General features: G+C 62.1%; 22 protein-coding genes. 11 read left to right on the top strand and 11 right to left on the bottom strand.

The features are described from left to right. Window positions 1-103: 103 nt before the first annotated feature. From DQ393_RS32510 to DQ393_RS32485, 6 genes are all read right to left on the bottom strand, one after another. Window positions 104-847 (bottom strand): glycerophosphodiester phosphodiesterase family protein, encoded by a 744-nt coding sequence (locus DQ393_RS32510; protein WP_112345780.1) that lies wholly within the window; start codon window positions 845-847, stop codon window positions 104-106. A gap of 12 nt (window positions 848-859) precedes the next feature. Continuing rightward, window positions 860-1,738 carry an ABC transporter permease gene (locus DQ393_RS32505; RefSeq protein ID WP_112345779.1) on the bottom strand — a complete coding sequence of 293 codons (879 nt, stop codon included), beginning with the start codon at window positions 1,736-1,738 and terminating at the stop codon, window positions 860-862. 10 nt (window positions 1,739-1,748) lie between these two features. Continuing rightward, window positions 1,749-2,678 (bottom strand): ABC transporter permease, encoded by a 930-nt coding sequence (locus tag DQ393_RS32500; protein ID WP_112345778.1) that lies wholly within the window; start codon window positions 2,676-2,678, stop codon window positions 1,749-1,751. A gap of 8 nt (window positions 2,679-2,686) precedes the next feature. Next, window positions 2,687-3,670, bottom strand: coding sequence for an ABC transporter ATP-binding protein (locus tag DQ393_RS32495; protein ID WP_112345777.1), 984 nt, complete (start codon window positions 3,668-3,670; stop codon window positions 2,687-2,689). After that, window positions 3,667-4,680 (bottom strand): ABC transporter ATP-binding protein, encoded by a 1,014-nt coding sequence (locus tag DQ393_RS32490; RefSeq protein WP_112345776.1) that lies wholly within the window; start codon window positions 4,678-4,680, stop codon window positions 3,667-3,669. The genes DQ393_RS32495 and DQ393_RS32490 overlap by 4 nt, the downstream gene beginning before the upstream one ends. An 80-nt stretch (window positions 4,681-4,760) precedes the next feature. Further along, entirely contained in the window at window positions 4,761-6,395 is a 1,635-nt protein-coding gene (locus DQ393_RS32485) for an ABC transporter substrate-binding protein (RefSeq protein ID WP_112345775.1), read from the bottom strand. A gap of 434 nt (window positions 6,396-6,829) precedes the next feature. Between DQ393_RS32485 and DQ393_RS32480 the strand changes: the two genes are divergently transcribed. Next, entirely contained in the window at window positions 6,830-7,765 is a 936-nt protein-coding gene (locus DQ393_RS32480) for a sugar-binding transcriptional regulator (protein ID WP_112345923.1), read from the top strand. 35 nt (window positions 7,766-7,800) lie between these two features. Here DQ393_RS32480 and DQ393_RS32475 read toward each other — a convergent pair whose 3' ends face one another. The 3 genes from DQ393_RS32475 to DQ393_RS32465 are packed head-to-tail and all read right to left on the bottom strand — an operon-like array spanning window position 7,801 to window position 10,114. Then, on the bottom strand, window positions 7,801-9,192 hold the full coding sequence (locus DQ393_RS32475; RefSeq protein WP_112345774.1) for a sensor histidine kinase: 1,392 nt from the start codon (window positions 9,190-9,192) through the stop codon (window positions 7,801-7,803). Next, on the bottom strand, window positions 9,189-9,860 hold the full coding sequence (locus DQ393_RS32470) for a response regulator transcription factor (protein WP_112345773.1): 672 nt from the start codon (window positions 9,858-9,860) through the stop codon (window positions 9,189-9,191). Before DQ393_RS32470 ends, DQ393_RS32475 begins: the two co-directional genes overlap by 4 nt. 2 nt (window positions 9,861-9,862) lie before the next feature. After that, complete coding sequence (locus DQ393_RS32465; protein WP_245430540.1) at window positions 9,863-10,114, bottom strand: PepSY domain-containing protein; 252 nt, start codon at window positions 10,112-10,114, stop codon at window positions 9,863-9,865. A gap of 240 nt (window positions 10,115-10,354) precedes the next feature. Here DQ393_RS32465 and DQ393_RS32460 point away from each other — a divergent pair, with 240 nt between their 5' ends. The 3 genes from DQ393_RS32460 (at window position 10,355) to DQ393_RS32450 (ending at window position 15,969) form a co-directional block, all read left to right on the top strand. Continuing rightward, a complete protein-coding gene (locus DQ393_RS32460) occupies window positions 10,355-14,398 on the top strand; it encodes a Pls/PosA family non-ribosomal peptide synthetase (RefSeq protein ID WP_112345771.1) in 4,044 nt (1,347 codons plus the stop codon). Between the two features lie 8 nt (window positions 14,399-14,406). Beyond that, a complete protein-coding gene (locus tag DQ393_RS32455) occupies window positions 14,407-15,048 on the top strand; it encodes a 4'-phosphopantetheinyl transferase family protein (protein WP_112345770.1) in 642 nt (213 codons plus the stop codon). Window positions 15,049-15,270: 222 nt separating this feature from the next. Continuing rightward, window positions 15,271-15,969 (top strand): methyltransferase family protein, encoded by a 699-nt coding sequence (locus tag DQ393_RS32450; RefSeq protein ID WP_181592465.1) that lies wholly within the window; start codon window positions 15,271-15,273, stop codon window positions 15,967-15,969. Between the two features lie 9 nt (window positions 15,970-15,978). Here DQ393_RS32450 and DQ393_RS32445 read toward each other — a convergent pair whose 3' ends face one another. Then, window positions 15,979-16,485 carry a cupin domain-containing protein gene (locus tag DQ393_RS32445; RefSeq protein ID WP_112345769.1) on the bottom strand — a complete coding sequence of 169 codons (507 nt, stop codon included), beginning with the start codon at window positions 16,483-16,485 and terminating at the stop codon, window positions 15,979-15,981. Window positions 16,486-16,609: 124 nt separating this feature from the next. Here DQ393_RS32445 and DQ393_RS32440 point away from each other — a divergent pair, with 124 nt between their 5' ends. The 4 genes from DQ393_RS32440 (at window position 16,610) to DQ393_RS32425 (ending at window position 20,013) form a co-directional block, all read left to right on the top strand. After that, on the top strand, window positions 16,610-17,170 hold the full coding sequence (locus tag DQ393_RS32440) for a DJ-1/PfpI/YhbO family deglycase/protease (RefSeq protein ID WP_112345768.1): 561 nt from the start codon (window positions 16,610-16,612) through the stop codon (window positions 17,168-17,170). A gap of 192 nt (window positions 17,171-17,362) precedes the next feature. Next, complete coding sequence (locus DQ393_RS32435) at window positions 17,363-18,181, top strand: ABC transporter ATP-binding protein (protein ID WP_112345767.1); 819 nt, start codon at window positions 17,363-17,365, stop codon at window positions 18,179-18,181. Next, window positions 18,178-18,948, top strand: a complete 771-nt coding sequence (locus DQ393_RS32430) for an ABC transporter permease (protein ID WP_112345766.1) — start codon at window positions 18,178-18,180, stop codon at window positions 18,946-18,948. Before DQ393_RS32435 ends, DQ393_RS32430 begins: the two co-directional genes overlap by 4 nt. Before the next feature lie 33 nt (window positions 18,949-18,981). Next, window positions 18,982-20,013 (top strand): ABC transporter substrate-binding protein, encoded by a 1,032-nt coding sequence (locus tag DQ393_RS32425; RefSeq protein ID WP_112345765.1) that lies wholly within the window; start codon window positions 18,982-18,984, stop codon window positions 20,011-20,013. A 220-nt stretch (window positions 20,014-20,233) separates the two neighbouring features. Here DQ393_RS32425 and DQ393_RS32420 read toward each other — a convergent pair whose 3' ends face one another. Next, entirely contained in the window at window positions 20,234-21,145 is a 912-nt protein-coding gene (locus DQ393_RS32420; RefSeq protein ID WP_112345764.1) for a LysR family transcriptional regulator, read from the bottom strand. A gap of 129 nt (window positions 21,146-21,274) precedes the next feature. Between DQ393_RS32420 and DQ393_RS32415 the strand changes: the two genes are divergently transcribed. From DQ393_RS32415 to DQ393_RS32405, 3 genes are all read left to right on the top strand, one after another. Beyond that, window positions 21,275-21,754, top strand: coding sequence for a carboxymuconolactone decarboxylase family protein (locus DQ393_RS32415; protein WP_112345763.1), 480 nt, complete (start codon window positions 21,275-21,277; stop codon window positions 21,752-21,754). A gap of 78 nt (window positions 21,755-21,832) precedes the next feature. Further along, the gene (locus DQ393_RS32410; protein ID WP_112345762.1) at window positions 21,833-22,750 is read left to right on the top strand and encodes an MBL fold metallo-hydrolase; all 918 of its coding nucleotides are present in this window, start codon (window positions 21,833-21,835) and stop codon (window positions 22,748-22,750) included. 163 nt (window positions 22,751-22,913) lie between these two features. Next, window positions 22,914-23,666 carry an SDR family oxidoreductase gene (locus tag DQ393_RS32405; RefSeq protein WP_112345761.1) on the top strand — a complete coding sequence of 251 codons (753 nt, stop codon included), beginning with the start codon at window positions 22,914-22,916 and terminating at the stop codon, window positions 23,664-23,666. The last annotated feature ends 36 nt before the right edge of the window (window positions 23,667-23,702 follow it).

Genomic DNA, 23,702 nt, shown 5'->3' with positions numbered 1-23,702 from the left:
CCCGATCAGCGTGCGGGATCGATCCGGTACGGATATGCACGTCATCCGGGTTATCGCCGTCAGCGAAAGCTGCCGGACCGTCCACGCCAGCCGGCGTGGAAGATCATGCCATGATCGTCGAGCGCAGCTTCAATGCGAGATCGGGGCTATCCGAAGTCAGGCTGCCGATCCCCCGCCCCAGCCAATGGCGGAGGTTTGCCTCGTCGTTGACCGTCCAGACGCAGAGCCGTTCCAAAGGCAGCCGATTGCGGATCAGATCCCATTCGGCTTCCATAAGCTCGTGGTGAATGGCGATGATCTTCACCAGCTCATCCACCCGGTCGATGAAGGCGGCCAGCCCGCCCTGCCTTTCAGCCCAGGCAGCGTTGACGGAAACGAGACGCGAGATTTTCGGAGCATGATGGCGGCAATCCTCCAGGACCGAAAGGTCGAAGGAGATCAGGTAGGAGCGCTCCTCGATGCCGAAGCGGGCTAGCTCGCTTGCGACCCGCGCCGCAATATCCGGGTAAGGGGTTCCATTCCCGCCGACCTTGATTTCGACATGCAGGTCGATGGCGTCGTTCGGTGCAAGCACCTGCAGCACTTCGTCAAGGGTTGGAATGGCCTCATCCGTGCCTTTCAGCCGGGTCGCCTTGCGGCCCTCGATCGACAGATCCGGTACGGGACCGGCGCTCTCGGTAGTGCGTTCAAGGGTCGGATCGTGAATGACGACGAGCTCGCCGGCCAGCGTCAGATGGACATCGAATTCAACGGCGTCCACACCTAGCTGGGCAGCATTGCGAAAGCCGGTGAGCGAATTTTCGGGCCAGAGGTTGCGGGCGCCGCGATGGCCGGTAATCAGGGTCATGGAGCATGTTTCCTATCGGATCGTGGGATCGAGCTTGTCGCGCAGCCAATCGCCGACGAGCGAAATGGAGAGCGTTGTCAGCATGATGACGATGGCGGGCGCCAGCATGATCCAGGGCGCGCGCGTCAGATACTCCCGGCCGAAGCCGACCATGTTGCCAAGGCTGGTTTCCGGCGGCTGTACGCCGAGGCCGAGAAAGGACAGACCGCTTTCCATCAGGATGATTTCAGGGAAAGTCAGCGTCATGGAAACGATCAGCGTCGAGGCGACATTGGGAAGGATATGGCGCAGGTAAACCCGTGCCGGCGTCGCGCCGAGCTGCACCACCGCGGCGGCATAACCCTGAGCGCCAGCGGCGATGGCAAGCCCTCGCGCGATGCGCGCATAGCGCTCCCAACCGTAAAAACCCATGAGACATACGAGCAGCAGCATCGAGGAACCGAAGAAGGCGAGCACCGCCAGCGACATGATGAGGAAAGGCAGCGCCGCCTGGAAATCCGCGAGCATCAGGACCAGATGCTCCACGAAACCACGGAACTGCGCCGCCAGGAAGCCGAGCAGCGTGCCGAAGATCGCAGACAGCAGCGTCGCGCCGAAGGCGATCACAAGCGAGACCCGGATCGACTGAATGAGGCGCGAAAGCACATCGCGGCCGAGTTCGTCGGTGCCGAGCAGATGCCTGGCCCCGCCCGGCGCAGACAGCCGGCTGGTCAGATCCATGGCGGTGATGTTGAAGGGGCGGATATGATCGGCAAAAATTGCGGTCGCGACCATGGCCGCAAGCCATAGCAGGCAAAGAGCGACCGAAAACGGCACGTTGCGACGCAGGAAGGAAACGAGGCCGCCCTGCTTTCGGGAGACCGGCGTTTCGATAAGATCGGCAGTAGCCATCATATTCTCCTCAGTGTCGCGCCGCATGCGAGCGAAGGCGCGGGTCGAGCCAGCCATAGAGCAGGTCGACGACGAGATTCGACACGACCATGGCGGCGGCGATGATGAGCAGGATGCATTGAACGACGGCAAGGTCGCGGTTGCTGACCGAAACCACCAGCAGGCGTCCGATGCCCGGCCAGGAAAAGATCGATTCCACCACGACCGCGCCGGCAAGCAGCGAGCCGACCATGAAGCCGACGATGGTGACGATCGGCACCGCCGCATTCGGCAGGGCATGCTTCCAGACCACATCGCGCCATGTCAGCCCCTTGGCGGAAGCCGTGCGGATATAGGGCTGCCCCATGACCTCGATCATGGCGCTGCGCGAGAAACGCGCGAGGATGCCGATCCCGCCGATGCTCATGGTCAGCGTCGGCAGGATACCGTGCATCCAGGTGTCCTGTCCGCCCGAGGGCAGCCAGCCGAGAATGACGGAGAAGATCAGCACGAGCACCAGCCCCATGACGAAAGAGGGAATGGTAAAGCCGAGCACGGCGGCAAGGATGACGCCGCGGTCCGTGAAGCTCTGGCGATGCAAGGCGGCATAGACACCCGCCGGGATGCCGAGGACGAGCTTGAGAACAAGGGCTGGGATCGTCAGCTGCAGGGTTGCGGGCACGCGTTCCAGCACCAGATGCAGCGCCGAAGCCTTGTCGCGCATCGAGACGCCGAAATCGCCGGTGAAGATCGATTTGATATAGGCGATATATTGAACCCATACTGGCTGGTCGAGACCCCAGGACTTGCGGAAGGCATCGACCGCTTCCTGCGGCACATCAGGCCCGAGCATCACCAGGGCCGGATCGCCCGACATGCGCAGCACGACGAAAGCGAAGGTGATGACGGCCAGGATCGTCAGTGCGGCACGGAAGAGGCGGACGAGAACAAAGCGAATCATGATGGCCCCTATGCCGCGACCGGCGTGGTTTCACCCGTCACGACGTGACAGGCGGCAGTGCGACCATCGCCAATCTCGCGCAGTTCCGGTGCGGTGGAGCGGCATATGTCGCGCGCCAGCGGGCAGCGGGGATGGAAGGCGCAGCCGGATGGGCGGCTTGCGGGGTTTGGCGGCTCGCCTTGCAGGATGACGCGATCGCGCATCAGCTTGCCGGGCACGGGAATGCTCGAAACCAGCGCCCTGGTGTAAGGGTGCTGCGGCGAACGGAAGATGACGTCGGAAGAGGCCTCCTCCATGATGCGGCCGAGATACATGACGGCGACGCGGTCTGCGACGTTGCGCACCACCTTCAGATCGTGACTGATGAAGACCATGGCGATGCCGCTCTGCTCCTGCAGGTCCCGCATCATGTTGATGACCTGTGCCTGGATCGATACGTCGAGCGCCGAAACCGGCTCGTCGCACACCAGAAGCCTCGGTCGCGAGGCGAGCGCCCGGGCAATCACCGCGCGCTGCCGCTGACCGCCGGAAAGCTCATGGGGATAGCGCTCCGCCTGGTCGCCACGCAGCCCCACGGCGGCCATCAGCTCCGCCACGCGCATGGCATGATGTTCCTTCGGAATGAGCTTATGGATCTCGAGCGGCTCGGCGATCTGGGCGGCGATCGTCAGGCGGCGGTCGAGGGCTGCAAGCGGATCCTGGAAGACAAGCTGCATTTTCGCACGCAGTCTGCGCCACTCCGCGCTGCCGCGTTCGGGCATCGGCCGGCCTTCGAAATGAATTGCGCCTTCCTGAGCGTCATCGATCCCGAGGAGCATGCGCCCGAGCGTCGACTTGCCGGAGCCGGATTCGCCGACGATGCCGAGCGTCTCGCCGGGCGCGACCGCCAGCGACACGCCGTCGACGGCGCGCACCGAGCTTGGACGGCCGAAGAGGCCGCTGCGCATGCCATAGATGCGTACAAGGTTGTGAGCTTCGATGAGCGGGGTCATTGCAACAGGCCCTCCGGAATATCGGACCGGATCTCGGAAGCCCCTGCTGCCGGCACGGGCCGCAGACAGGCAAGCTTGCGTTCGTCTTCGAGCGTGACAAGCTGCGGCCGCTCGTTGCGGCAGTCCTCGACGGCACGCATACAGCGCGGCGAGAAGGAACAGCCCTTCGGCAGATGTTTCGGATTCGGCACGGTGCCGCGAATGGGGATCAGCCGCTCGCGGCCACCATCGATGCGGGGAATGGCGTCGAACAGGCCGCGCGTATAGGGATGCCGTGGTTCGGAGAAAAGCTGCTCGACACTGCCCTCCTCTACAATGCGCCCCGCATACATGACGCAGATGCGCTCGCACACCTGGCTGACGGCACCCAGATCATGGCTGATGAAGACGGTCGCCATGCCGGTCTCGGCGCGAAGCTCGATCAGCAGATCGAGGATCTGCGCCTGGATTGTAGCGTCGAGCGCCGTCGTCGGCTCGTCGGCAATCAGAAGATCGGGTTGGCCGGCAAGCGCCATGGCGATCATCAGGCGCTGGCACTGGCCGCCGGAAAACTCATGCGGATAGGAATCGAAGCGGCGACGCGCGTCGGGAATGCCGACCATATCCATCAGCCGTATCGCCTCCGCTCTTGCGGCCTCGCCGCACAGGCCGCGGTGGGCAGCGAGCGCCTCGGCAATCTGCCGGCCGATGCGCAGCACCGGATTGAGGGAGCTCGACGGATCTTGGAAGATCATGGCAATGCGCTTGCCACGCACGCTTTCGAGCACGGCACGCTGCCCGCCGATCAGCTCGCGGCCTTCGAGCTTGACGGAGCCGGCAACACCCGCCTTGGCGGGCAACAGGCCAAGTGCCGCCAGCCAGGTCACCGACTTGCCGCAGCCGGATTCGCCGACAAGGCCGAGCGCCTCACCCCTGCCGACATCGAGATCGATGCCGTGGAGAACCTGCACCCCGTCGAAGGCGACCGTCAGATCGCGCAGTTCCACAAGGCTGGAGCCGGTCGTGCCCATGTTTCATCCCCGCATTTCGTTCGAAGCAAAAGACGGCCCGCGGCGGGCTTGCACCGCCGCGGGCCGAAGCGATGAGCTGGTCAGATCGACCAGTTGGTGGAGCGGAAGTCCATGGCGAAAGCCGGAGCCGCCTTCCACTTCAGCGATGACTTCATGCCGGTGAAGACGGCATTCTGATGCAGGACCTGGTAGGCCGGGTCTTCGCGTTCGCAGATCTCGAGCATGCGGGCGACGGCCTTCTTGCGCAGCGCACGGTCGGTGGAGGTTTCCATGACGACGGAGAGCTTGTTCACCTCCTCGTTGCTCCAGTCCTTCTTCTGCTGGACTTCGCCGTTCGGGCCGAACTGCACGACCAGGGGCGTGATCGGGTCGTTGATGCTGTTGCCGGCCGACCAGTCGCGAACGCCCTTGACACCGGCCGGATCGTGGATTTGGGCCCAGTTTTCCTTCATTTGGATCTCGACGTTGATGCCGACCTGCTTCCACATCTCCACCATGATCTGGCCGTTGGCCGTCTGGTTGGTGTAGTAGTTGTTCAGCAGGCGGAACGGGATCGCATCGCCCTTGTAGTTCGCCTGCTTCAGAAGATCCTGGGCAAGCTTCGGATCATATTCCGGAACCTTCCAGCCTTCGACGAACATGTCGCTGGAACGGAAAGAATCGAACTGCAGACCGGCCGGGACGACGGTCTTTCCGCCCCAAAGCGCGTCGACGATCGCCTGACGATCGATGGCATGCGTCATGGCGCGACGCACCAGCGGGTTGGCAAGGACCGGATTCTGCACGTTGAAGACCGAAATGCGATGGTTCCAGATCATGGAGTTTTGAACTTCATAGCCCGGAGCAGCCTGGACCGTGGCAATCTGGTCCGGCGGCAGGTCGCAGGCGAAGTCGTATTCGCCCGAAAGCAGGCCATTGACGCGCGAGGCGACTTCGGGAACCTCGACGAAACGGATCTGCTCGAGCGGCGGGCGGCCGCCCCAGTATTGGTCGAAGGCGATCAGCGTCAGCGAAACGTCGGGCTTGAATTCGCCGACCATGTAGGGACCGGTGGTAATGGGCTTGCGAGCCCAATCGGCATAGGCGGCGGCCTCATCCCAGCTGCGGCGGTTGGCAATCTGACTGCCGAAGGAATACAGACGGCCTTCCATCGTCACGTCGGGCGTCGCATTGTGGAAACGAACCGTGTATTTATCGACGATCTCGACGCCGGCGAGCGCCGGCCACAGACGGCGGCCGATGCCGGGAATGGTGGCCGGCAATTCCTTGACGGTTGCGGGCTTGTGATCGTCTTCGAAGATCGTTTTGCCGCCTGCGGGCTCGGTATTGCCGAACAAGCGCTCGCGCGAGAAGGAGAAGGCGACATCTTCGGCGGTGAGTTCATCCCCATTGTGGAACTTGACGCCCTGGCGCAGCTTGAGTTCGAGCGTCCTGTCGTCGAGGCGCTTCCACTCGGTGGCAAGGCCCGGAACCGGCCCCTGGTTGCCCATCCAATCGCGCAGGATCAGGCCTTCCCAAAGGTTCGGGAAGAAGACGCGCTCGCCGACATTGGACTGCTCGTTCCATATGTCGAGCGTGTTGTTATTGGTGATCTTCTGGACCGCGATGGTGATGGACGGACGCTTGGCCTGGCTGAAAGCGAAGCGTGGCAGCATGAGCGTGCCGGCGGTTGCGCCGAGCAGGCCGAGCGCGCCGCGTCGATTGATCGAAAGCATCGGAAACTCCTCTTGTGATGACCCACGAGCCCCCCGGAGCCGCGCGGCCTTGCCTATTAAGATCGCTTGCATGTCGCCAGGTTGACGGCTTCATGAAGTTTCGGTTAACGCGCCCACCGCAGATGCGGTGAGGAGCGGTTTCGTCGCGCGAAATATCCGCGCGCCGAGATCATCTGGCGGCCGCATTCCTGGATGCAAAGGCGCCGGGCGCTCCGCTGAAAACGCGTAGGAAGCGACGGCGGACCTCTTCGTTCATGGAGACGCCGGCCTCTCGAAGCGCCCGAGCCAGCGTTCTGCCGGATATCGGCCCGCTGTCGATTGATGCCGTGTCGCAATCGGAAATCAGAAACTCTATCGTCATGCCGATGGCATTACGTTACATATGTTACACCTATGTGATGTTTGTAACTTTTGGGCATGTGGGCAGGCGAAATATGGAATTGCACGAGATGAAGATCCGGGCGGCATGGCTCTACCACGTGGAAGGCCTGACCCAGGCACAGATCGCGGAGCGGATGACCCTTACGCGCCGGCGGGTGAACGAGTTGCTCGCAGCCGCCGTGGAGGAAGGGATCGTCAGGGTGAGCTTCGCCTCCCCGCTCACCGCCAGCATCGAGCTCGAATCGCGCTTATGCGAGCGCTTCGGCCTCGAAGGCGCTGTCGTGGTTCCGACGCCGGCCGATTCGCGCCTGCTCCATCAGGCAATCGGCCGCGGCGCCGCGGCCTATCTGGGTCGGCTGATCCAGGCACGCCGGCCGCGCTCGATCGGCGTTGGCTGGGGCGCGACGCTGCGCGAAACGGTGAGCCATATGACACCCGCGAGCGAACCGCAGATCGAGGTGCGCTCGATGATGGGCGGGCTGGCGCGCGGCTCTGAAATCAACACGTTTGAAATCGTCCGAGGCTTCGCCCAGGTGCTGAAGGCGGAATGCCACTATTTTCTCGCTCCGATCTATGCGGAAAGTCCGCAATCGCGAGAAGCGATCATCTCCCAATCTGTCTTCGAAGGAATTTTCCGCAAGACCTGCGAAGTGGATATTTCCTTCCTGAGCGTCGGCGACATGACCCGGCAATCGCTCCAGGTGCGCTATGGGCTGCCGGCCGGCACGGATGTCGAAAGCCTTGCCATGGCCGGCGCAGTCGGAGATTTGCTCGGCCACTATCTCGACTCGAACGGCAATCCTGTCGACCATCCGCTGAACGGAAAGGTGATCGCCCCTGCTCTCGCCGATTATCGCGGCATACCCTGTCGCATCATCGCTTCCGGCGGCCTGCACAAGCAGGCGATCCTGCGCGCGGCGATCCGGGCCGGACTGGCGACGTCGCTCGTCACGGACGAGGAGAGCGCGAAGCTGTTATTGTCCGCCTGACGATATCGGGCAGCAAAAGCGTTCCTGGAACGACTTCAGACTTCCGGTGCCATTTGCCTGTCCTTGACCAGTCGCGCCGGCAAAGTGACGGTCACAGACAATCCACCGAGATCGGAGCGGGCGAGCGTCAGCTTGCCGTCATAGGCCTCGACCAGATCCTTGGCGATCGCAAGACCGAAGCCGGTTCCGGCGATGCTTTCATCCAGTCGCCGGCCGCGGCGGATGAAGGCGATCTCCGCATCCTCGGGCAGGCCGGGACCGTCATCCTCGATGAGCAACCTCACGCCTTCGAGTTCGGGCTGCAGCGACAGACGAACCTCGACCCTTCCCGCCGCCCATTTCCTGGCATTGTCGATCAGGTTGCCGGTAATATCGGCGAAATCCGCTTCGTCCACCGCCAGCCACATCTCGACGGGTGCCGTGAGCTCGAACTCGATCTCCCGGTCCGCCGACAGGCGCCGCATGACGGAGATGATCTTCTGCAGGTCTGCGCTGGCATCCATGACGCCCACCGTATGGGCTGCCGCCAGGCTCGCGCGGGTCTGCGCCAGCGTCCGCTTGATCTGCGCTTCCATACGGCTGACCTCCGCCTGGATTGCCGCGGCGCGCTCCGACATGCCCTCTTCCGAAAGCATCCGCGCCGTAGCCTCGAGAGCCGCCAGCGGAGTCTTGAGGCCATGCGCGAGATCGCCGGCGCGAGCGCGCGCCTGGGTCAGCTGCGTCTCGCGGGACGCCAGCAGACCGTTGAGATCGTCCACCAGGGGCTGGACCTCGCGCGGAAACTGGCCGGTGATCTTTCGTGCGGATCGCTCCTGGACCGCCATCAACGCCATGCGGAGATCGTTCAGCGGCCGCAATCCATAGCGCAGAAATACCACGACCGCCCCGATCAGGGCGACCGACAGCACGCCAAGGGAGGGTGCCATGGCATAGAAGAAGCGCCAGCGCGCCGGCGCAAGCTCGCTGTTGTCGAGCGCCATGACGATGTCGACGATCTGGTCACCGGTGGCCGAGGGGATCGAGATCGATCGTTCGACGGCGAGAAGATGGCTGCCGTTCGGCCCTTTCATATCCGTTGCCCGGCCGGCATCGCGGGGACGGGCACGCAGCCAGGGAAGGTTCTGCTCCCAGAGCGATTGCGAGCGCAGTTCGACGGTGCCGTTGCGCCCGACCTGCCAGTAGAAACCGCCATTCGGAATGCCGAAACGGGGATCCGTCGGCGTATCGTCGAGGAAGAGCTGATTGGAGGCATTGATATCGACCGCCGCCAGCAGAACGCGCAGTTCCTCGTCTATCTCGGAAAGTGCCAGCGCCCTCACCGCCAGTCCGGAAATGGCGTTGATGCCGACCCCGGCCAGAAAGGTTGCAACGATGATCGCCACCACGGAACCCAGCAGCAACCGCCCCCGCAGCGAGAACGGTGTCATGACGGCGGCGCCTCGCGCGGGATGATATAACCCTGACCCCGACGGGTCTCGATGACCGTCCCATCGAATTTGCGCCGCAGGCGCGCGACGACGACTTCGAGCGCGTTCGACAGCAGTTCCGTTTCCTCGTCATAGATACTGTCGGCGATCTGCGACCGCGACAGGACGGTACCCGCATTGTGCATCAAATAGGCCAGAAGCCGATATTCAAGAGCCGTGACCTGCACCGGCTGCCCGCGAAACGAAACCGTGCGCTGGCGCGTGTCGAGTTCCAGCACGCCATTGGAAAGAATGGGAGAGGATTGTCCGGCGGCGCGGCGCATCAGTGCGCGCACGCGGGCGAGAAGCTCCTCCATTCGGAAGGGCTTGGTCAAATAGTCGTCGGCCCCTGCATCCATGCCGTCGACCTTGTCGCGCCAGCCGTCACGGGCCGTCAATATGATGACAGGCATGCCGCGGCGCTCGGCACGCCAGCGTCGCAATACCGTCAGGCCGTCGAGCTTCGGCAGCCCAAGATCGAGAATCACAAGATCGAAATGCTCGATATCACCGCGATACCATGCCTCTTCGCCGTTGCTCACGGTCGAGACGACATAGTGCTGGTCTTCCAGGCAGCGGCGCATATCCGCCACGATGCTGGGCTCGTCCTCGGCTATGAGAATGCGCATCGTCAGCGTCTCTCGATCACGGCGAGCGTTGCACCGTCGAGCACGATATCGCCGCGCTTGCCGTCGGGTTTCAGCACGCGCACGGCATAGGCCTGATGGCCGGCGCGGCGAACCCGCTTGATTCGCAGCACCCGTCCCGGCATTTCGCGTGCAACGACGGCATAGATGTCGCGCAGTGGCCGCAGCGTACCGGCATCCTCCACCAGCACGCTGCTATGCGGACGGGCCGATGCCTCCATGCCTATGGAACTCAACGAAGCTGCCACCAGGAGAACGGACAGTCGGCGGGGCCTGCCGGCTCTTCGCTCGAATATGCGCAACGATATCAATCCTTCTTCACATGCTCGCAGGTCGCATCCTGCACCGGTAAACCATAACTTTCTCAACATTACAGTTCCCTGACAACCCCCGTAAGAGAGCTGCAAATTGGAGGGTGTATAAGCGCTGACAAATGGCACGCTGATCGTGCTGAGTTTCGTTCCGCAGAAGTTACCATGACTATCCAGATTTCGTCGATTACTTCAAATGCCAGCCTCTCGGTTTCCTCAGGCGGCATCCGACCCGAGTTCGTCCGCAACGAGACGCTCGTAGACATCTTCAAGGCAACGGTCGCGGCCAGCCCGGACAAGACGGCACTGACCCTCATTGGAACCGACGAGGCGATGACCTATGCCGAACTCGACCGGCTCTCCGATGAAGCCGCGCGCGCGCTGAGCCGCCGCGGCATCGGTCCCGGCGATTTTGTCGGCCTGTGGTTCCAGCGCTCCCTCGAGCTCCACGTCGCGCTTCTGGCAATCCTCAAGGCGGGTGCTGCCTACATCCCCTTCGATGCCGCCGCCCCTGCGGATCGTCTCGCTGTCAGCCTTACCGACTGCGGCGCAAAATGGCTGCTGACGCACGAAGAGAAGGCCGCGCTTGCGCCCTCCTTCGATGGCCAGACGCTTCTCCTCAAGAGCCTGCTTTCCGAAGACAATGCGGACATCGTTCCGCGCGTTTCCACTCACGACGATCCCGCCTATGCGATCTATACCTCCGGCTCCACCGGCAAGCCGAAGGGGATCGTCATCACGCACCGGAACATCTGCCATTATCTGCGGGCAGGTAACGATGTGCTTGGGCTTGTCGAATCTGACGTCGTCCTTCAGCAGGCTTCGGTCGCCTTCGATCTTTCTCTGGAAGAAATATTCATCCCCTATATGGTCGGCGCGACCCTGAAGGTCGCGACATCGGAAGTCATGGCCGAGCTCGACAGGCTGGCCGACATCCTGGAAGCGGAAAAGATCACGGTCATCGATACCGTGCCGACCCTGCTCACCATGCTGGAGCGCGACGTCGAAAGCCTGCGCGTCATCATCGTCGGCGGCGAAGCCTGCCCGCCTGCGATCGTCAGCCGATTCTCCAAACCAGGCCGACGCCTGATCAACACCTACGGCCCCACCGAGACGACCGTCGTGGCGACCTTTGCCGAACTCGACCCGTCGCGGCCGATCACGATCGGCTGTCCGATCGCCAATACGACCGCCTATGTCGTCGACGAAAACCTGCAGCTTGTTCCGCGTGGCGATGCCGGCGAGCTGCTGATCGGCGGGCCGGGTGTCGCCGCCGGATACAGAAACCTGCCGCAGCTGACCGCCGCCAAATTCATAGCCAATCCCTTCGTGGCCCACGACGATCCGGTGCTTTACCGCAGCGGCGACGCCGTTTTGATGGATGAAGATGGTCAGCTCCATTTCCTCGGACGCATCGACGACCAGGTCAAGATTCGCGGTTATCGTATCGAGCTCGGCGAGATCGAGACCGTCGTCGGCGAGCTTCCGGACGTGAAGGCGGCCTCCGTCGTCGTGCACCGGCCGCCGGATGGCGAGGAAATGCTGGTCGCCCATGTCGTAACGGCTGGCAACAGCTTCGATCGGGAGAAGGCGCGCGCCGTACTGGCGGCCAAGCTGCCGCCCTACATGGTGCCCGCGGCCTGGCACAGCCACGTGTCGCTGCCACGGCTGCCCTCCGGCAAGATAGACCGCAAGACGCTTGCCGCCATCCCGCTGGTGAGCGATCAGGCGACACAAGCGCAGGAGCCGCCGCGCACATGGACCGAGGCGCAGCTGCTGAAGGCGGCGACCGAGGCGCTTCGCCTGCGCTCCATCAATTTCGAGGCGGATTTCTTCACCGAGCTCGGCGGCCATTCCATGCTGGCGGCCCGCTTCGTTTCCGAGGTCCGCAAGATCCCGCTGCTGGCGGGGATCGCATTGCGCGACGTCTATGCCGGCCGCACCCTGCGGGGCATCGCGGCGATCCTCGAGCAACGGACCGAGCGCGCCCCCGGGCAGGAACCCAAGAATTTCGAGCCGGTTCCCTGGCGTCGGCGCTTCTTCTGCGGCCTGGCGCAGGCCGCGGTGCTGCCCTTCATCGTCGCGCTCGCGACGCTGCAATGGATCGGCCTACTGCTCGCTTCGATCCTGCTGATCGACGACGGCGCGTCCCTCTGGAATGAGATTCTCATCCTCGGCGGCGTCTACCTCGCCCTCAATCTCGGCGAAAAGCTTGTCGTCGTTGCGCTTAAATGGCTCGTCATCGGCCGCACGCGCCCCGGCGTCTATCCGCTGTGGGGCAGCTATTATTTCCGCATCTGGCTGATGCAGCGCATCGTTCAGCTCACGGCTCCGAAATTCCTCAAGGGCTCGCCGCTCATCCGCCTCTACATGCGGGCATTGGGTGCCAAGGTCGGCCAGGATGCGATGATCGATGAGTTCGAAGAAGGCGCAATCGATCTCGTGCGCGTCGGCGCAAGATCCAGCCTCGGCGTCAAGATCAAGCTCGCCAATGTCGAAGTCATCGGCAATGAAATCCATGTCGGCACGATCGATATCGGCGACGGCGTGCAGATCGGCAATGGCTGCGTCATCGGCCACAATGTCAAGATCGGCGATGGCGCCGTCATCGGCGATCTGACGGCGATTGCCGCGGGCACGCATGTCGAAGCCCATACGCGCTGGGACGGTTCGCCTGCTCGCCAGACCGGCCATGCGGAACATGAGGAGATGCCGGCGCATCCGGAGTTGGGAATCGCCGGGCGCGTATTTCAGTTCGCCGCTTACTTCGTCGCCTATAATGTCAGCCTCGTCGTCGGCCTCCTGCCGATCTTCCCGGCCTTCTATCTGTTCTCCGCCGTGCAGCAGATGTTCTCTCCCGGCACTGACGAGCCTCTGTCCTGGGGAATGATCGCCGCGCTCTCCTGGCCGGCCGCCCTGCTGCTGATCATCGTGTCGATGGCTGTCGTCGTCGCGTTCCGATGGGTGCTGCTGCCCCGCGTCGTGCCGGGCCGCTACTCCATCTTCGGCAACCTCTATTTCCGCAAATGGATCGTCGGCTTGACCACCGAGGCCATGCTGGAAACCTTGAATTCGCTCTATGCCACGGTCTTCATGCGCAACTGGTACCGCCTGATGGGCGCCAAGATCGGCAAGGGCACGGAGATCTCCGCCAACTTCGCCGGTCGCTACGACCTCATCGAAATGGGCCGCGACAACTTCATCGGCGACGAAACCATCTTCGGCGACGAGGAAATCCAGAACGGCTGGATGGTGCTCAAGCGCCTGAAGACCGGCGACCGCTGCTTCTTCGGCAATTCCTCCGTCATCTCGCAGGGTGCCGTGATCGAGAGCGATTCACTCGTCGGTATCAAGACCCGCCTGCCCGACTCGCTGCATGTCAAGACGGGCGAAACCTGGTGCGGCAGCCCCGCCTTCCAGTTCCCGACGCGCGAGCGGCTGCAGGCTGCCGCCACGAGCACCTATGCGCCGCCTTTGCGCATGCGGCTCGTGCGCATCGCGTTCGAGGCCATGCACACGTCTCTGCCGACCGCCATCCTGATCGTCATGGCACTCGCGATGTCCGATCTGATGGCAAGCGCGATCGACGATGGCGCCTGGGGCAGGCTGTTCTGGACGCTGATGGCTTCCGGCCTGGCAACTTCGGGTATCCTGTATCTGGTTGCGGTCGCCTTCAAATGGACGCTCATCGGCACCTACAAGCCCATGAACCGGCCGATGTGGTCCTGGTGGGCGATGCGCACAGAGGCCGTCGCGGTCTTTTACGGCGGGCTCGCCAGCAAGATGCTGCTCGACTACCTGCGCGGCACGCCCTTCCTGCCCTGGCTGCTGCGCCCCTTCGGCGCGAAGATCGGCCGCGGCGCATGGCTCAACAGCACCGACATTTGCGAATTCGATTGCACTCATATCGGTGACCATGCCGTGCTCAACATGGGATCCTGCCCGCAGACGCATCTTTATGAAGACCGCATCATGAAAGTTGGCCGTATCATGATCGGCAACGGCGTCTCCGTCGGCTCGGGCAGCACGGTCCTCTACGAGGCCAATGTCGGAGATTTCGCCGAGATCGGCCTGTTGACCCTCGTCATGAAGGGCGAGGCCATCCCGGCAGGCACCTCATGGGTCGGCACGCCCGCCCAGGCCGTGCAAGCCGAGCAGGAGCCAGCGCCTGCGGTTCAAAAAGAGATCCTGCCCTCCGCGGCCGCGTGAGCGGCGCCATGACGGCTCCTCGGTTCGAGGTCGTCCTGCGAGTTGCGGATGCGGTCGCCGTCCTTGTCCGCCCGGCTCCAGACGGGCGGATGGAGCGCGACAGGGCGGCGCAAGCCGCTTTGAGAAGCGCAGCGCAACGGGACGATCTTGTCATCTATCGGCGGCCGAGCGATCGCCCGGCGCTGAATCCTCCCCTTCACGAACTCGGCGTTTCGCTTTCGCATCGGGCCGACCTGCTGCTGGCAGGCTTCTCGCCCGACGCCGCTGTCGGCGCTGATATCGAGATCGAGGATAACAATGGTTTCGACCCGATCGCCTTTGCCGCCGACCATTACTCCAAAGGTGAGGCAGCCATCATTGCCGGGCTCGATAGCGGCACGGCACGCGAGATCTGCTACCGCCTTTGGGTGATCAAAGAGGCGGCCTTGAAGATCGGCGGCCGCGGCATTTTCGATGGGCTGGACGAACCGGACCTGGCAAAGCATCTCGATCTCATTCGCATCGACGGCGCAAGCGTCAACCTTGAAGCCGGATCGCGACTGCCGCCGATTGCGGTGTCGGTCATCCGACTTGCCGGGCCTGCGGATCGGCCGATTTATTGCGCCCTTGCCCGTGATTTGACGCCGAAGGCGCAGATGGCCATTGCCTGACGCCCGATGGCTAGTCCGTCCGCTCTCATTGCGTGATCGGATACGTCCGATTGCTCCGCTTTCCGGAGCGCGATTGCGGATGATTGATTGAAACCTTATTCATCGATGGCTCTTGGCGCACGTAAAGGGAGAACTACATCTTCAACGACGGACGATGCAGCCGCATGACTCAAGAGGAACAGCGGTTGAAAGCCCACGCTCGCCATGTACGGAGAGTAACGGATGACGGTCACCGAACCACCGCCTATGTCCCGAACAGCGGCCATATCCTATGCGATCGGCTTGTCAATCGCCTTGCTCGCGCTCATTTTTCTGCCGGTCGGCCGCCTCGACTGGACGCCCGGATGGATCTTTATCCTCTTTTTCTTCACGGTCTACGGTGTAGCGGTCCTGGTTCTGAAACGGGTAAACCCGGCAATCTTCCGGGCTCGCAATCGCTTTCAGGCCGGCACCAAACGCTGGGATGTGATTCTCGTCTCGCTCATCTGCCTCGGCTTGGTCGCCGAAATTCCGGTAGCGACCTTGGATTCCGGCAGGATGTCGTGGTCGGCGATGCCGATCTCCGTCGTGATCCTCGGCTATATCCTGCTTGGCGCCGGCATCGCGCTTGGCACTTGGGCGCAAGCGGTCAATCGCTTCTTCGAGCCCGGCGTCCGTCTACAACGCGAGCGCGGCCAGCGCGTCATCAGCACCGGTCCCTATGCGTTTGTGCGCCATCCGGGTTATGTCAGCGCGATCATGGTGTTCGCCGGTCTGGCATTGGCGCTCGCCTCGTGGTGGGCCTTGATCCCGGCCGCCTGGGCAACCGCCCTACTGATCCTGCGCACGAGCTGGGAAGATGCCCTGCTGCATGCCGAACTCGAAGGCTATGCCGACTATGCCCGACGCGTCCGGTTTCGGCTCGCGCCCGGTCTTTGGTGAGGTTCATTTTCAGCGAATATCGGTACTGTCAGACCATAAGGACCGAAGCCCACCGGCCTTTCCCTTCAAGGGGTCGGTCGCGGGTACCCCAAGCTTTTCGATCCGGGCCTTCTGCTCCGCCGACGGTATTTCGCGACACAGGTCAGCCTCCTGATCCGGCGGATACCCGCCGATCACGAGGAAATCGCCGCTGGCCTCAAGGCGGCAATGTCCTGTTCCCGCTGGCAATAACAGCGCATCGCCGGCCTTGACCTCGATATCCTTGCCGCCCGGCCCGCCAATCATCAGTCGAGCCTGTCCTTCGGCGATACCCAGTATTTCGTGGGCGGTGGAGTGATAGTGATGAAAGTCGTAAACGCCATTTCGCCATAGTCCACCCCATCCGTTCGCCCGGAAGAGCTGCTCGAATCCTTCCGCCCGGTTCCGACCAGCAAGCGCCCCGCGGTAAACGATGACCGGAAAGCGCTGGTTGTTCGGCACCCATTCCCTTGGCTCGAGCCTGATTGCCTGCTCCATGTCTTTCTCCTCTCAGCCGCTTCATAACCGCACAGGACAATTCCGGTTCCACGAGAAAATTGGGAACGATCGTCCGCCGCTCCGGTTCGGACAGGGTATTCGATGAATTTCGAAAGGATAGATCATGCCTTCCATCAACTCCGCACATATTCTCATCCTTGCCACCGATGGCTATGAGCGGTCGGAGCTTCGCGTCCCCTTGGACGAACTTCAGAAGCGCGGCGCTAATGTAAAAGTCGCCTCCATCAAGGAGAGCAGCATAAAGAGCTGGGACAAGACCGATTGGGGCGACAGCGTCGACGTCGATCTGCTGGCAAGAGATGTCGACGTGAACCAGTTCGATGCGCTGGTGCTGCCAGGCGGCCAGATCAATCCCGATAAATTGCGCGTCGATGGTGACGCCATGCGTGTCGTCCGTGAATTCCTACGGTCCGGCAAGGTCGTTGCCGCCATCTGTCATGCGCCCTGGCTGCTGGTCGAAGCCGATGCATTGCGCGGCCGTCGGGCAACCTCCTACTGGTCCATCAAGACCGATGTCAAAAATGCCGGAGCCGATTGGCAGGATGAAAAAGTGGTGACCGATCAAGGCATCATCACATCGCGATCGCCTGAGGATCTGGACGCTTTCGTCGACAAAATCGTCGAGGAGGTGCAGGAGGGGCGCCACGAGCGGCGTGTGGCCTAGAACAAAAGCCTTCGAGACCCGGCAATCGCGGTCGGGTCTCTCCTCCACTGTCCCGGAACGACTTGTGACATAACGGTTTCGCCATCATTCGCATATTGACTGACGCGGCCTGCTTTGATCTTTTGGCCGAAATGGCAATGCCTGACATCCGGTCCTTGGAGGCTGGCGGATGTCCGGGAGGAACAGCAGGGCATGATGATGACGGCTGTGCGGGCGGTCAGCCTGAAACAGGTGGCGATTTCGTTTGAAATGGCCGACAAGACGCGGTTCGATGCCGTTGCGGCTACTGACCTGAATGTGGAAGCGCATGAATTCATGGCAATCGTCGGCCCGACAGGCTGCGGAAAGTCCACGCTTCTCAACGCGACTGCAGGACTTTTGGCGCCTGTATCCGGCACGGTCGAGGTCTTCGGCCAGCCGCTGAAATCGATCAACCGCCAGGCAGGCTATCTTTTCCAGCAGGATTCGCTGATGCCGTGGAAGACGGTGCTGGAGAATGTCGCGATCGGCCTTGAGATTACCGGTATCGGCCACGCGGAAGCAAGGAAGAGCGCGCGAGAATGGCTGGAGCGCGTCGGGCTTGCCGCGTTTGCGGACCGCTTTCCGCGTATGCTGTCGGGCGGCCAGCGTAAACGCGTCGGTCTGGCCCAGGTCCTGATCCGCAATCCGAAATTGCTCCTGATGGACGAGCCTTTCGGCCCACTCGACGCGCAGACCCGCCTGATCATGGGCGACCTCTTACTGAAGCTCTGGTCCGAAGACCGCAAGGCCGTCATGTTCGTCACGCACGACCTCGATGAGGCGATTGCCCTTGCCGACCGCGTCATCATCATGTCGGCGGGACCGAAATCCCGCATCATCGGCGATTTCAAGGTGCCGCTGGAACGGCCGCGCGAGATCGGCGAGATCAGGCACGATCCTGTCTTCATCCAGCTGCATCGCGATATATGGCGGGCATTGCGCGATGAGGTGATGACGGCCTACCGCCAGAGCAGCGGAGAGATCGCATGAACCGCACTCTCCTTCTTTCGCTGCAGATCCTTGTGGCCGTGGCCATCCTGGCTATCTGGCATCTCGCGACGAATACCGGCCTTTTCGGCAACCCGAAGACCATATCTTTCTTCTTCGCCGATCCGCTCAAGGTGGCGCAGCGCGTCATTCAGTGGTTTGCCAGCGGATCGATCTGGTATCATCTCTGGATCACGCTATCGGAATCGATCCTGGCCTTTCTGCTCGGCGCTTTCGGCGGCGTCGTCTTCGGCTTTTGGTTCGCCCGCAAACCTTTGATCGCGGCCATCTTTGACCCCTATGTGAAGGCGGCGAATGCGCTGCCCCGCGTCGTGCTCGCCCCGATCTTCGCGCTCTGGTTCGGCCTCGGCATCTGGTCCAAGGTCGCGCTCGGCATCACGCTTGTCTTCTTCATCGTCTTCTTCAATGTCTATCAGGGCGTAAAGGAAGTCAGCCAGCCGGTCCTGTCCAATGCCCGCATGCTTGGCATGAACGAGCGGCAGTTGCTGCGCCATGTCTACCTCCCCTCAGCGCTTTCCTGGGTATTTTCCAGCCTGCATACATCGGTGGGTTTTGCCGTGGTCGGCGCCGTTGTCGGCGAATATCTGGGCTCTGCCGCCGGGCTCGGCTATCTCATCCAGCAGGCCGAGGGTGTTTTTGACGTGACCGGCGTCTTTGCCGGCATGGCCGTGCTGACGGCTTTCGTCCTGATCGTGGATTGGGTGATGACTCTGGTCGAACGGCGCCTGCTGGCCTGGCGCGGCCAGTAGCGCCAAGGAAAATAGCGAAGTGGAGGAAAAAGCATGGAGCGCAGGACATTTCTGATCGGGACGGCGAGCTTCGGCATCGGCGCATCGCTTGCAGGCATAATGCCCGCCGTGGCACAGGATGCGAAACCGGAAAAGCCGGACCTGTTGATCGGCGTGGGCGGCAAGCCCCTGCTCTATTATCTGCCGCTGACGATCGCCGAGCGGAAAGGCTTCTTCAAGGAAGAGGGTCTCAACGTCACCATCAATGATTTCGCCGGCGGTTCGAAATCGTTGGAGGGCCTGATCGGCGGCTCCCTTGATGTCGTCGCCGGCGCTTACGAGCATACGATCCGCATGCAGAACAAGGGCCAGGATATCGTCGCGATCTGCAATCTCGGCCGCTTCCCGGGGATCGTCATTGCCGTGCGCAAGGATCTCGCCGGCGAGATCAAGTCCATGGCCGACATGAAGGGCCGCAAGATCGGCGTGACGGCGCCGGGTTCTTCTACGGCGCTGATGTTTCAATATGCCATGCTGAAGAACGGGCTGAAGACCGACGATGCATCGCTGATCGGCGTCGGCGGCGGGGCCGGCGCAGTGGCCGCGGTCAAGAGCGGTCAGATCGACGGCCTTTCCCATCTCGACCCGGTTATCGCACAATTGCAATATGACGGCGACATCACCGTGCTTCTGGATACACGCACCGAGGCCGGTACGCGTGCGCTTTTCGGTGGCCCGAACCCGGCCGCGACCGTCTATATCAAGCGTGAATTTGCTGAAGCCAACCCAATCACGACACAGCGGACGGTCAATGCCTTCATGAAGGCTTTGAAATGGATATCGACCGCCAACCCGGAGGACGTCGCGGGCGTCGTTCCAGAAGAATTTCTGCTCGGCAATCGCGACCTTTATATGCAGGCGTTCAAGAATTCCAAGGAAATGTATTCCCCGGACGGCATGGTCACGATGGAAGGCTATCATTCCATGATGGGTGTCCTGAAGACGCTCGATCCTGAACTTGCCAATGCCGACGTGCCGTTCGAAAAGACCTTCGACCCGACCTTCGCCAAGGCTGCGAAGATCTGAGCAAGGCATCCGGCGTGCTAACCTCCCGCCACGCTATTCCGCACGGCGGGAGGTTGAATGATGCCCGATGAGCCTGCTCTTCAGGCGTTGCCGGATCATCGACAAGTAATCCTTGCCCCCTCGCCGGAAGAGAGCGAAATTCGGCAGCGCTTTCCCATCATCCCGCAGAACCGGCATGAGGTGCCCCTCTGCACAGCATCGTGGGTGCCGATGGCAAGCTTTAATGGGAAAGCGACGGCGCCATCAAAGGATCTTCCCTGACGACGTCGATCAGAAAGTCGAGCACGGCCCTGATGCGCAACGGCAGGTTTCGCCGGGACGGGTAAACGACATTGATCGGCAATCGGCTCGGCGGAAAATCCGGCATGAGTCTTATCAGCCGACCCACCTCGATATCGGGCACGGCCAATATATGGGAAAGCACGGCAAGGCCGTTGCCGGCGAGTGCCGCGCGGTGGGCAGCGATGGAATTGCTGGCGATCAGGCGCGGCGCGACGCGCACGGCCACGTCCTCGGCACCATTGGAAAAGGACCATGACCTGCCGTCGCCGGCGCGCTTGTAGCAGATGCAATCATGGACGCTGATATCGTTAAGTGTTTTCGGAGCTTTTCGCCCTTCCAGATAGGAGGGCGCAGCGACGAGAAATGCCGTCGTCCAGCCGATCCGGCGGCACATCAGGCTGCAGTCCGCAACCACCCCGAGGCGCACCTCGAGATCGATCCCCTCCTCTACAAGGTCGGATGGCTCCTCGCGAAAGAGCAGTTCGACGGAGAGCCCCTGATGCTGTTCAAACAGCATCCCGAGGCGATCGCTTATGCAGAGCCCCAACGGCGTCGGTAGGGCAAGCCGCACTTTACCCGTCGCGGCCATACCGCCACGACAGGTCGTTTCACTGAGCGCTTCGACCGCCTCGATGACCTTGAGCGCCATCGGGATGATCTGCTCTCCCTCCGCCGTCAGGGCCAATGCATTCGTCGTGCGGTGCAGGAGACGCGTCTTGAGATGCGCTTCCAGTGCCGAAATCTGCCTGGAGACCGCCGGCTGCGTCACGCTGAGGTGAACCGCGGCCGCCGAGAAGGAGCCGGTTTCCACCACTCTCATGAACGTTTGCAGCGCACCTACGATGTCCATCCTCACCCCCATACTTTTGCGCATAAGCCTTATGTACCCAGCTTAATCGCGAAGGGCTTTACTGTCCAGCAATTACGGATATTTTTTATCCATAAGGATATTAAATGTCCTTAATAACGGAGATGACCTATGACGCAACGCGTGAACTATGCCCAGCAATCGCCGGCACTTTTCAAGAAATTGTCGGATCTCAGCATGGCTCTGAAAGACAGCGCCATCGACCAGAAGATTCATGATCTCGTGCAGATCCGCGCCTCGCAAATCAACGGCTGTGCCTTCTGCCTGGACATGCATGTGAAGGAAGCCAAGATCCACGGCGAGAGCGAGCTCCGGCTTTATCACATCGCCATATGGCGCGAATCCAATCTTTTCGTGCCGCGGGAACGCGCCGCCCTCGCCTGGACCGAAGCGGTGACGAAGCTGCCGGAAGGCGGCATTCCCGACGAGCTCTATGAGCGTGTGCGCGGCCAGCTTTCGGAGAGGGAGATTTCCGATCTGACTTTCGCGATCATGGTCATCAATGCCTGGAACCGCGCGAGCATCGCTTTCAAAGCCGTGCCGGGCTCGGCTGACAAGCTCTATGGCCTCGACAGGGCCGGCCTCAACTGAACCTTTCTCCCTGAGTGCCCACCAAACGATACGCGTCCGCATCGGCGGCGCGAAGACCACAATTGACAGGAGACGTACATGAACATGAATAACCCCGCAAAGCCCGTTAAATCAGGCGCCGACGAACTGGTCCCGTCGCGCTATGCTGTGCAGATCGGTGATATCGAGGTGCTCGTGATCAGCGACGGCGTGCTGCCGCTGCCGACCAAGATGCTGGGATACAATGCCGACCCGGCCGACCGCGCGGCCTGGCTGAACGATATGTTCCTGCCGCCGGACGCTTTCGACTGGGCGCTGAACGTGGTCGTGGTGCGCAGCGGCAAGCAGACGATCCTCGTCGACGCCGGCCTGGGGCTGGACCCGGAATTGAACCTGCCGCGGGCCGGGCAATTGATCAAGCGACTGGAAGCCGCCGGCATCGACCTTGGATCCGTTACCGACGTGGTGCTGACCCATATGCATATGGACCACGTTGGCGGGCTGCTCGTCGACGGAGTGAAGGAGCGGTTGCGTCCGGATCTCAGGATCCACGTGGCAACGGCAGAGGTCAAATTCTGGGAAGCGCCCGATTTCTCGCATGTGTCCATGCCACCCGGCTTCCCGGACGCGCTTCGGGCGGCCGCCAAGCAATTCAGAAAAGAGTACGACAGTCACCTCAGATTGTTCGATGATGAGTATGAGGTGGCGCCCGGCGTGGTCGTCTCCCGAACCGGCGGTCACACGCCTGGCCATAGCGTGGTCCGCGTGGCATCGGGCAAGGATCGGCTGATGTTTGCCGGCGATGCGGTGTTCGCGGTCGGCTTCGATCACCCCGACTGGTTCAACGGCTTCGAACATGATCCGGAAGAAGCTGCCCGCGTCCGCCTCCGTCTTTTGCGCGAGTTGGTGGAGACCGGTGAGCTTCTGGTGGCCACTCATATGCCGTTCCCCTCCGTCGGCCATGTGGCAGCCGACGGCGATCACTTCCGTTGGGTGCCGGTCTTCTGGGATTACTGACCGCCTGCTGCACCAGAGCCGAGCCGGCGCACGGCCTCTGAGGCCACGCCCCGGCTCAGCCGAGTGGATCTGCGGAACCGGTAGGGCCGGCCCGATCCTCGACCAATCATTCAGAAACGAATGAACAATGCGGTGCGCGAAGCGGCCGCACATGGAGAAGCACATGAAAATCGTCATCATCGGCGGAACCGGCCTGATCGGTTCGAAGACAGCCGACCGCCTTCGCAAGCAGGGCCATGAGGTTATCGCCGCCTCCCCCAATACGGGCGTCAATACGATCACCGGCGAGGGATTGGCCGAGGCACTTGCCGGCGCCTCCGTCGTCATCGACCTTGCAAACTCGCCCTCCTTCGAGGACAAGGCCGTGCTCGAATTCTTCGAGACCTCGGGCCGTAACCTGATGGCGGCGGAGAAGGCGGCCGGCATAAGGCACCACATCGCCCTTTCCATCATTGGCGTCGATCGACTGCCTGGCAGCGGCTACATGCGTGCCAAGGTTGCCCAGGAAAAGGTCATCAGAGAATCGGGCATCTCTTATACGATCGTTCACTCGACGCAGTTCATGGAATTCTTAGGCGGTATCGCCCAATCCGCCACCATCGGGAACGTTGTGCGGCTGCCGACGGCCTATGTGCAGCCGATCGCTTCGGACGACGTCGCCGACGCCATGGCCGCCGTCGCGACGGCGACCCCCATGAATGGCGTGATCGAAATCTCAGGCCCGGAACGGGTCCGGATGAACGAGTTCGTCGCCCGCTATCTGAAGGCCATGGGTGATGCGCGTAATGTCGAAGGGGATCCCGATGCGCGCTATTTCGGCACCAAGCTGGAGGACGGTTCGCTTGTCTCCGACAACAATCCCCGCATCGGCCATATCGCTTTCGAACAGTGGTTCGCGACCTCTGCACGCAAATGAATGAACAAGGTGCAGCGCCGCGGGTGCGGCACTGCG

The organism is Martinezella tropici, from assembly GCF_003287875.1.
Lineage (GTDB): Bacteria > Pseudomonadota > Alphaproteobacteria > Rhizobiales > Rhizobiaceae > Rhizobium > Rhizobium tropici_C.
The sequence above is the reverse complement of the archived record's forward strand: the minus strand, read 5'-3'. Positions and strand labels throughout refer to the sequence as shown.

Coding starts and splice junctions, on each gene's coding strand:
- DQ393_RS32420 (WP_112345764.1), bottom strand. CDS start 21,145: ATGGACATCGTAGGTGCGCTGCAAACGTTCATGAGAGTGGTGGAAACC.
- DQ393_RS32510 (WP_112345780.1), bottom strand. CDS start 847: ATGACCCTGATTACCGGCCATCGCGGCGCCCGCAACCTCTGGCCCGAA.
- DQ393_RS32410 (WP_112345762.1), top strand. CDS start 21,833: ATGAACATGAATAACCCCGCAAAGCCCGTTAAATCAGGCGCCGACGAA.
- DQ393_RS32460 (WP_112345771.1), top strand. CDS start 10,355: ATGACTATCCAGATTTCGTCGATTACTTCAAATGCCAGCCTCTCGGTT.
- DQ393_RS32470 (WP_112345773.1), bottom strand. CDS start 9,860: ATGCGCATTCTCATAGCCGAGGACGAGCCCAGCATCGTGGCGGATATG.
- DQ393_RS32500 (WP_112345778.1), bottom strand. CDS start 2,678: ATGATTCGCTTTGTTCTCGTCCGCCTCTTCCGTGCCGCACTGACGATC.
- DQ393_RS32475 (WP_112345774.1), bottom strand. CDS start 9,192: ATGACACCGTTCTCGCTGCGGGGGCGGTTGCTGCTGGGTTCCGTGGTG.
- DQ393_RS32480 (WP_112345923.1), top strand. CDS start 6,830: ATGGAATTGCACGAGATGAAGATCCGGGCGGCATGGCTCTACCACGTG.
- DQ393_RS32440 (WP_112345768.1), top strand. CDS start 16,610: ATGCCTTCCATCAACTCCGCACATATTCTCATCCTTGCCACCGATGGC.
- DQ393_RS32450 (WP_181592465.1), top strand. CDS start 15,271: ATGACGGTCACCGAACCACCGCCTATGTCCCGAACAGCGGCCATATCC.
- DQ393_RS32435 (WP_112345767.1), top strand. CDS start 17,363: ATGATGATGACGGCTGTGCGGGCGGTCAGCCTGAAACAGGTGGCGATT.
- DQ393_RS32445 (WP_112345769.1), bottom strand. CDS start 16,485: ATGGAGCAGGCAATCAGGCTCGAGCCAAGGGAATGGGTGCCGAACAAC.
- DQ393_RS32425 (WP_112345765.1), top strand. CDS start 18,982: ATGGAGCGCAGGACATTTCTGATCGGGACGGCGAGCTTCGGCATCGGC.
- DQ393_RS32455 (WP_112345770.1), top strand. CDS start 14,407: ATGACGGCTCCTCGGTTCGAGGTCGTCCTGCGAGTTGCGGATGCGGTC.
- DQ393_RS32485 (WP_112345775.1), bottom strand. CDS start 6,395: ATGCTTTCGATCAATCGACGCGGCGCGCTCGGCCTGCTCGGCGCAACC.
- DQ393_RS32505 (WP_112345779.1), bottom strand. CDS start 1,738: ATGGCTACTGCCGATCTTATCGAAACGCCGGTCTCCCGAAAGCAGGGC.
- DQ393_RS32495 (WP_112345777.1), bottom strand. CDS start 3,670: ATGACCCCGCTCATCGAAGCTCACAACCTTGTACGCATCTATGGCATG.
- DQ393_RS32430 (WP_112345766.1), top strand. CDS start 18,178: ATGAACCGCACTCTCCTTCTTTCGCTGCAGATCCTTGTGGCCGTGGCC.
- DQ393_RS32405 (WP_112345761.1), top strand. CDS start 22,914: ATGAAAATCGTCATCATCGGCGGAACCGGCCTGATCGGTTCGAAGACA.
- DQ393_RS32490 (WP_112345776.1), bottom strand. CDS start 4,680: ATGGGCACGACCGGCTCCAGCCTTGTGGAACTGCGCGATCTGACGGTC.
- DQ393_RS32415 (WP_112345763.1), top strand. CDS start 21,275: ATGACGCAACGCGTGAACTATGCCCAGCAATCGCCGGCACTTTTCAAG.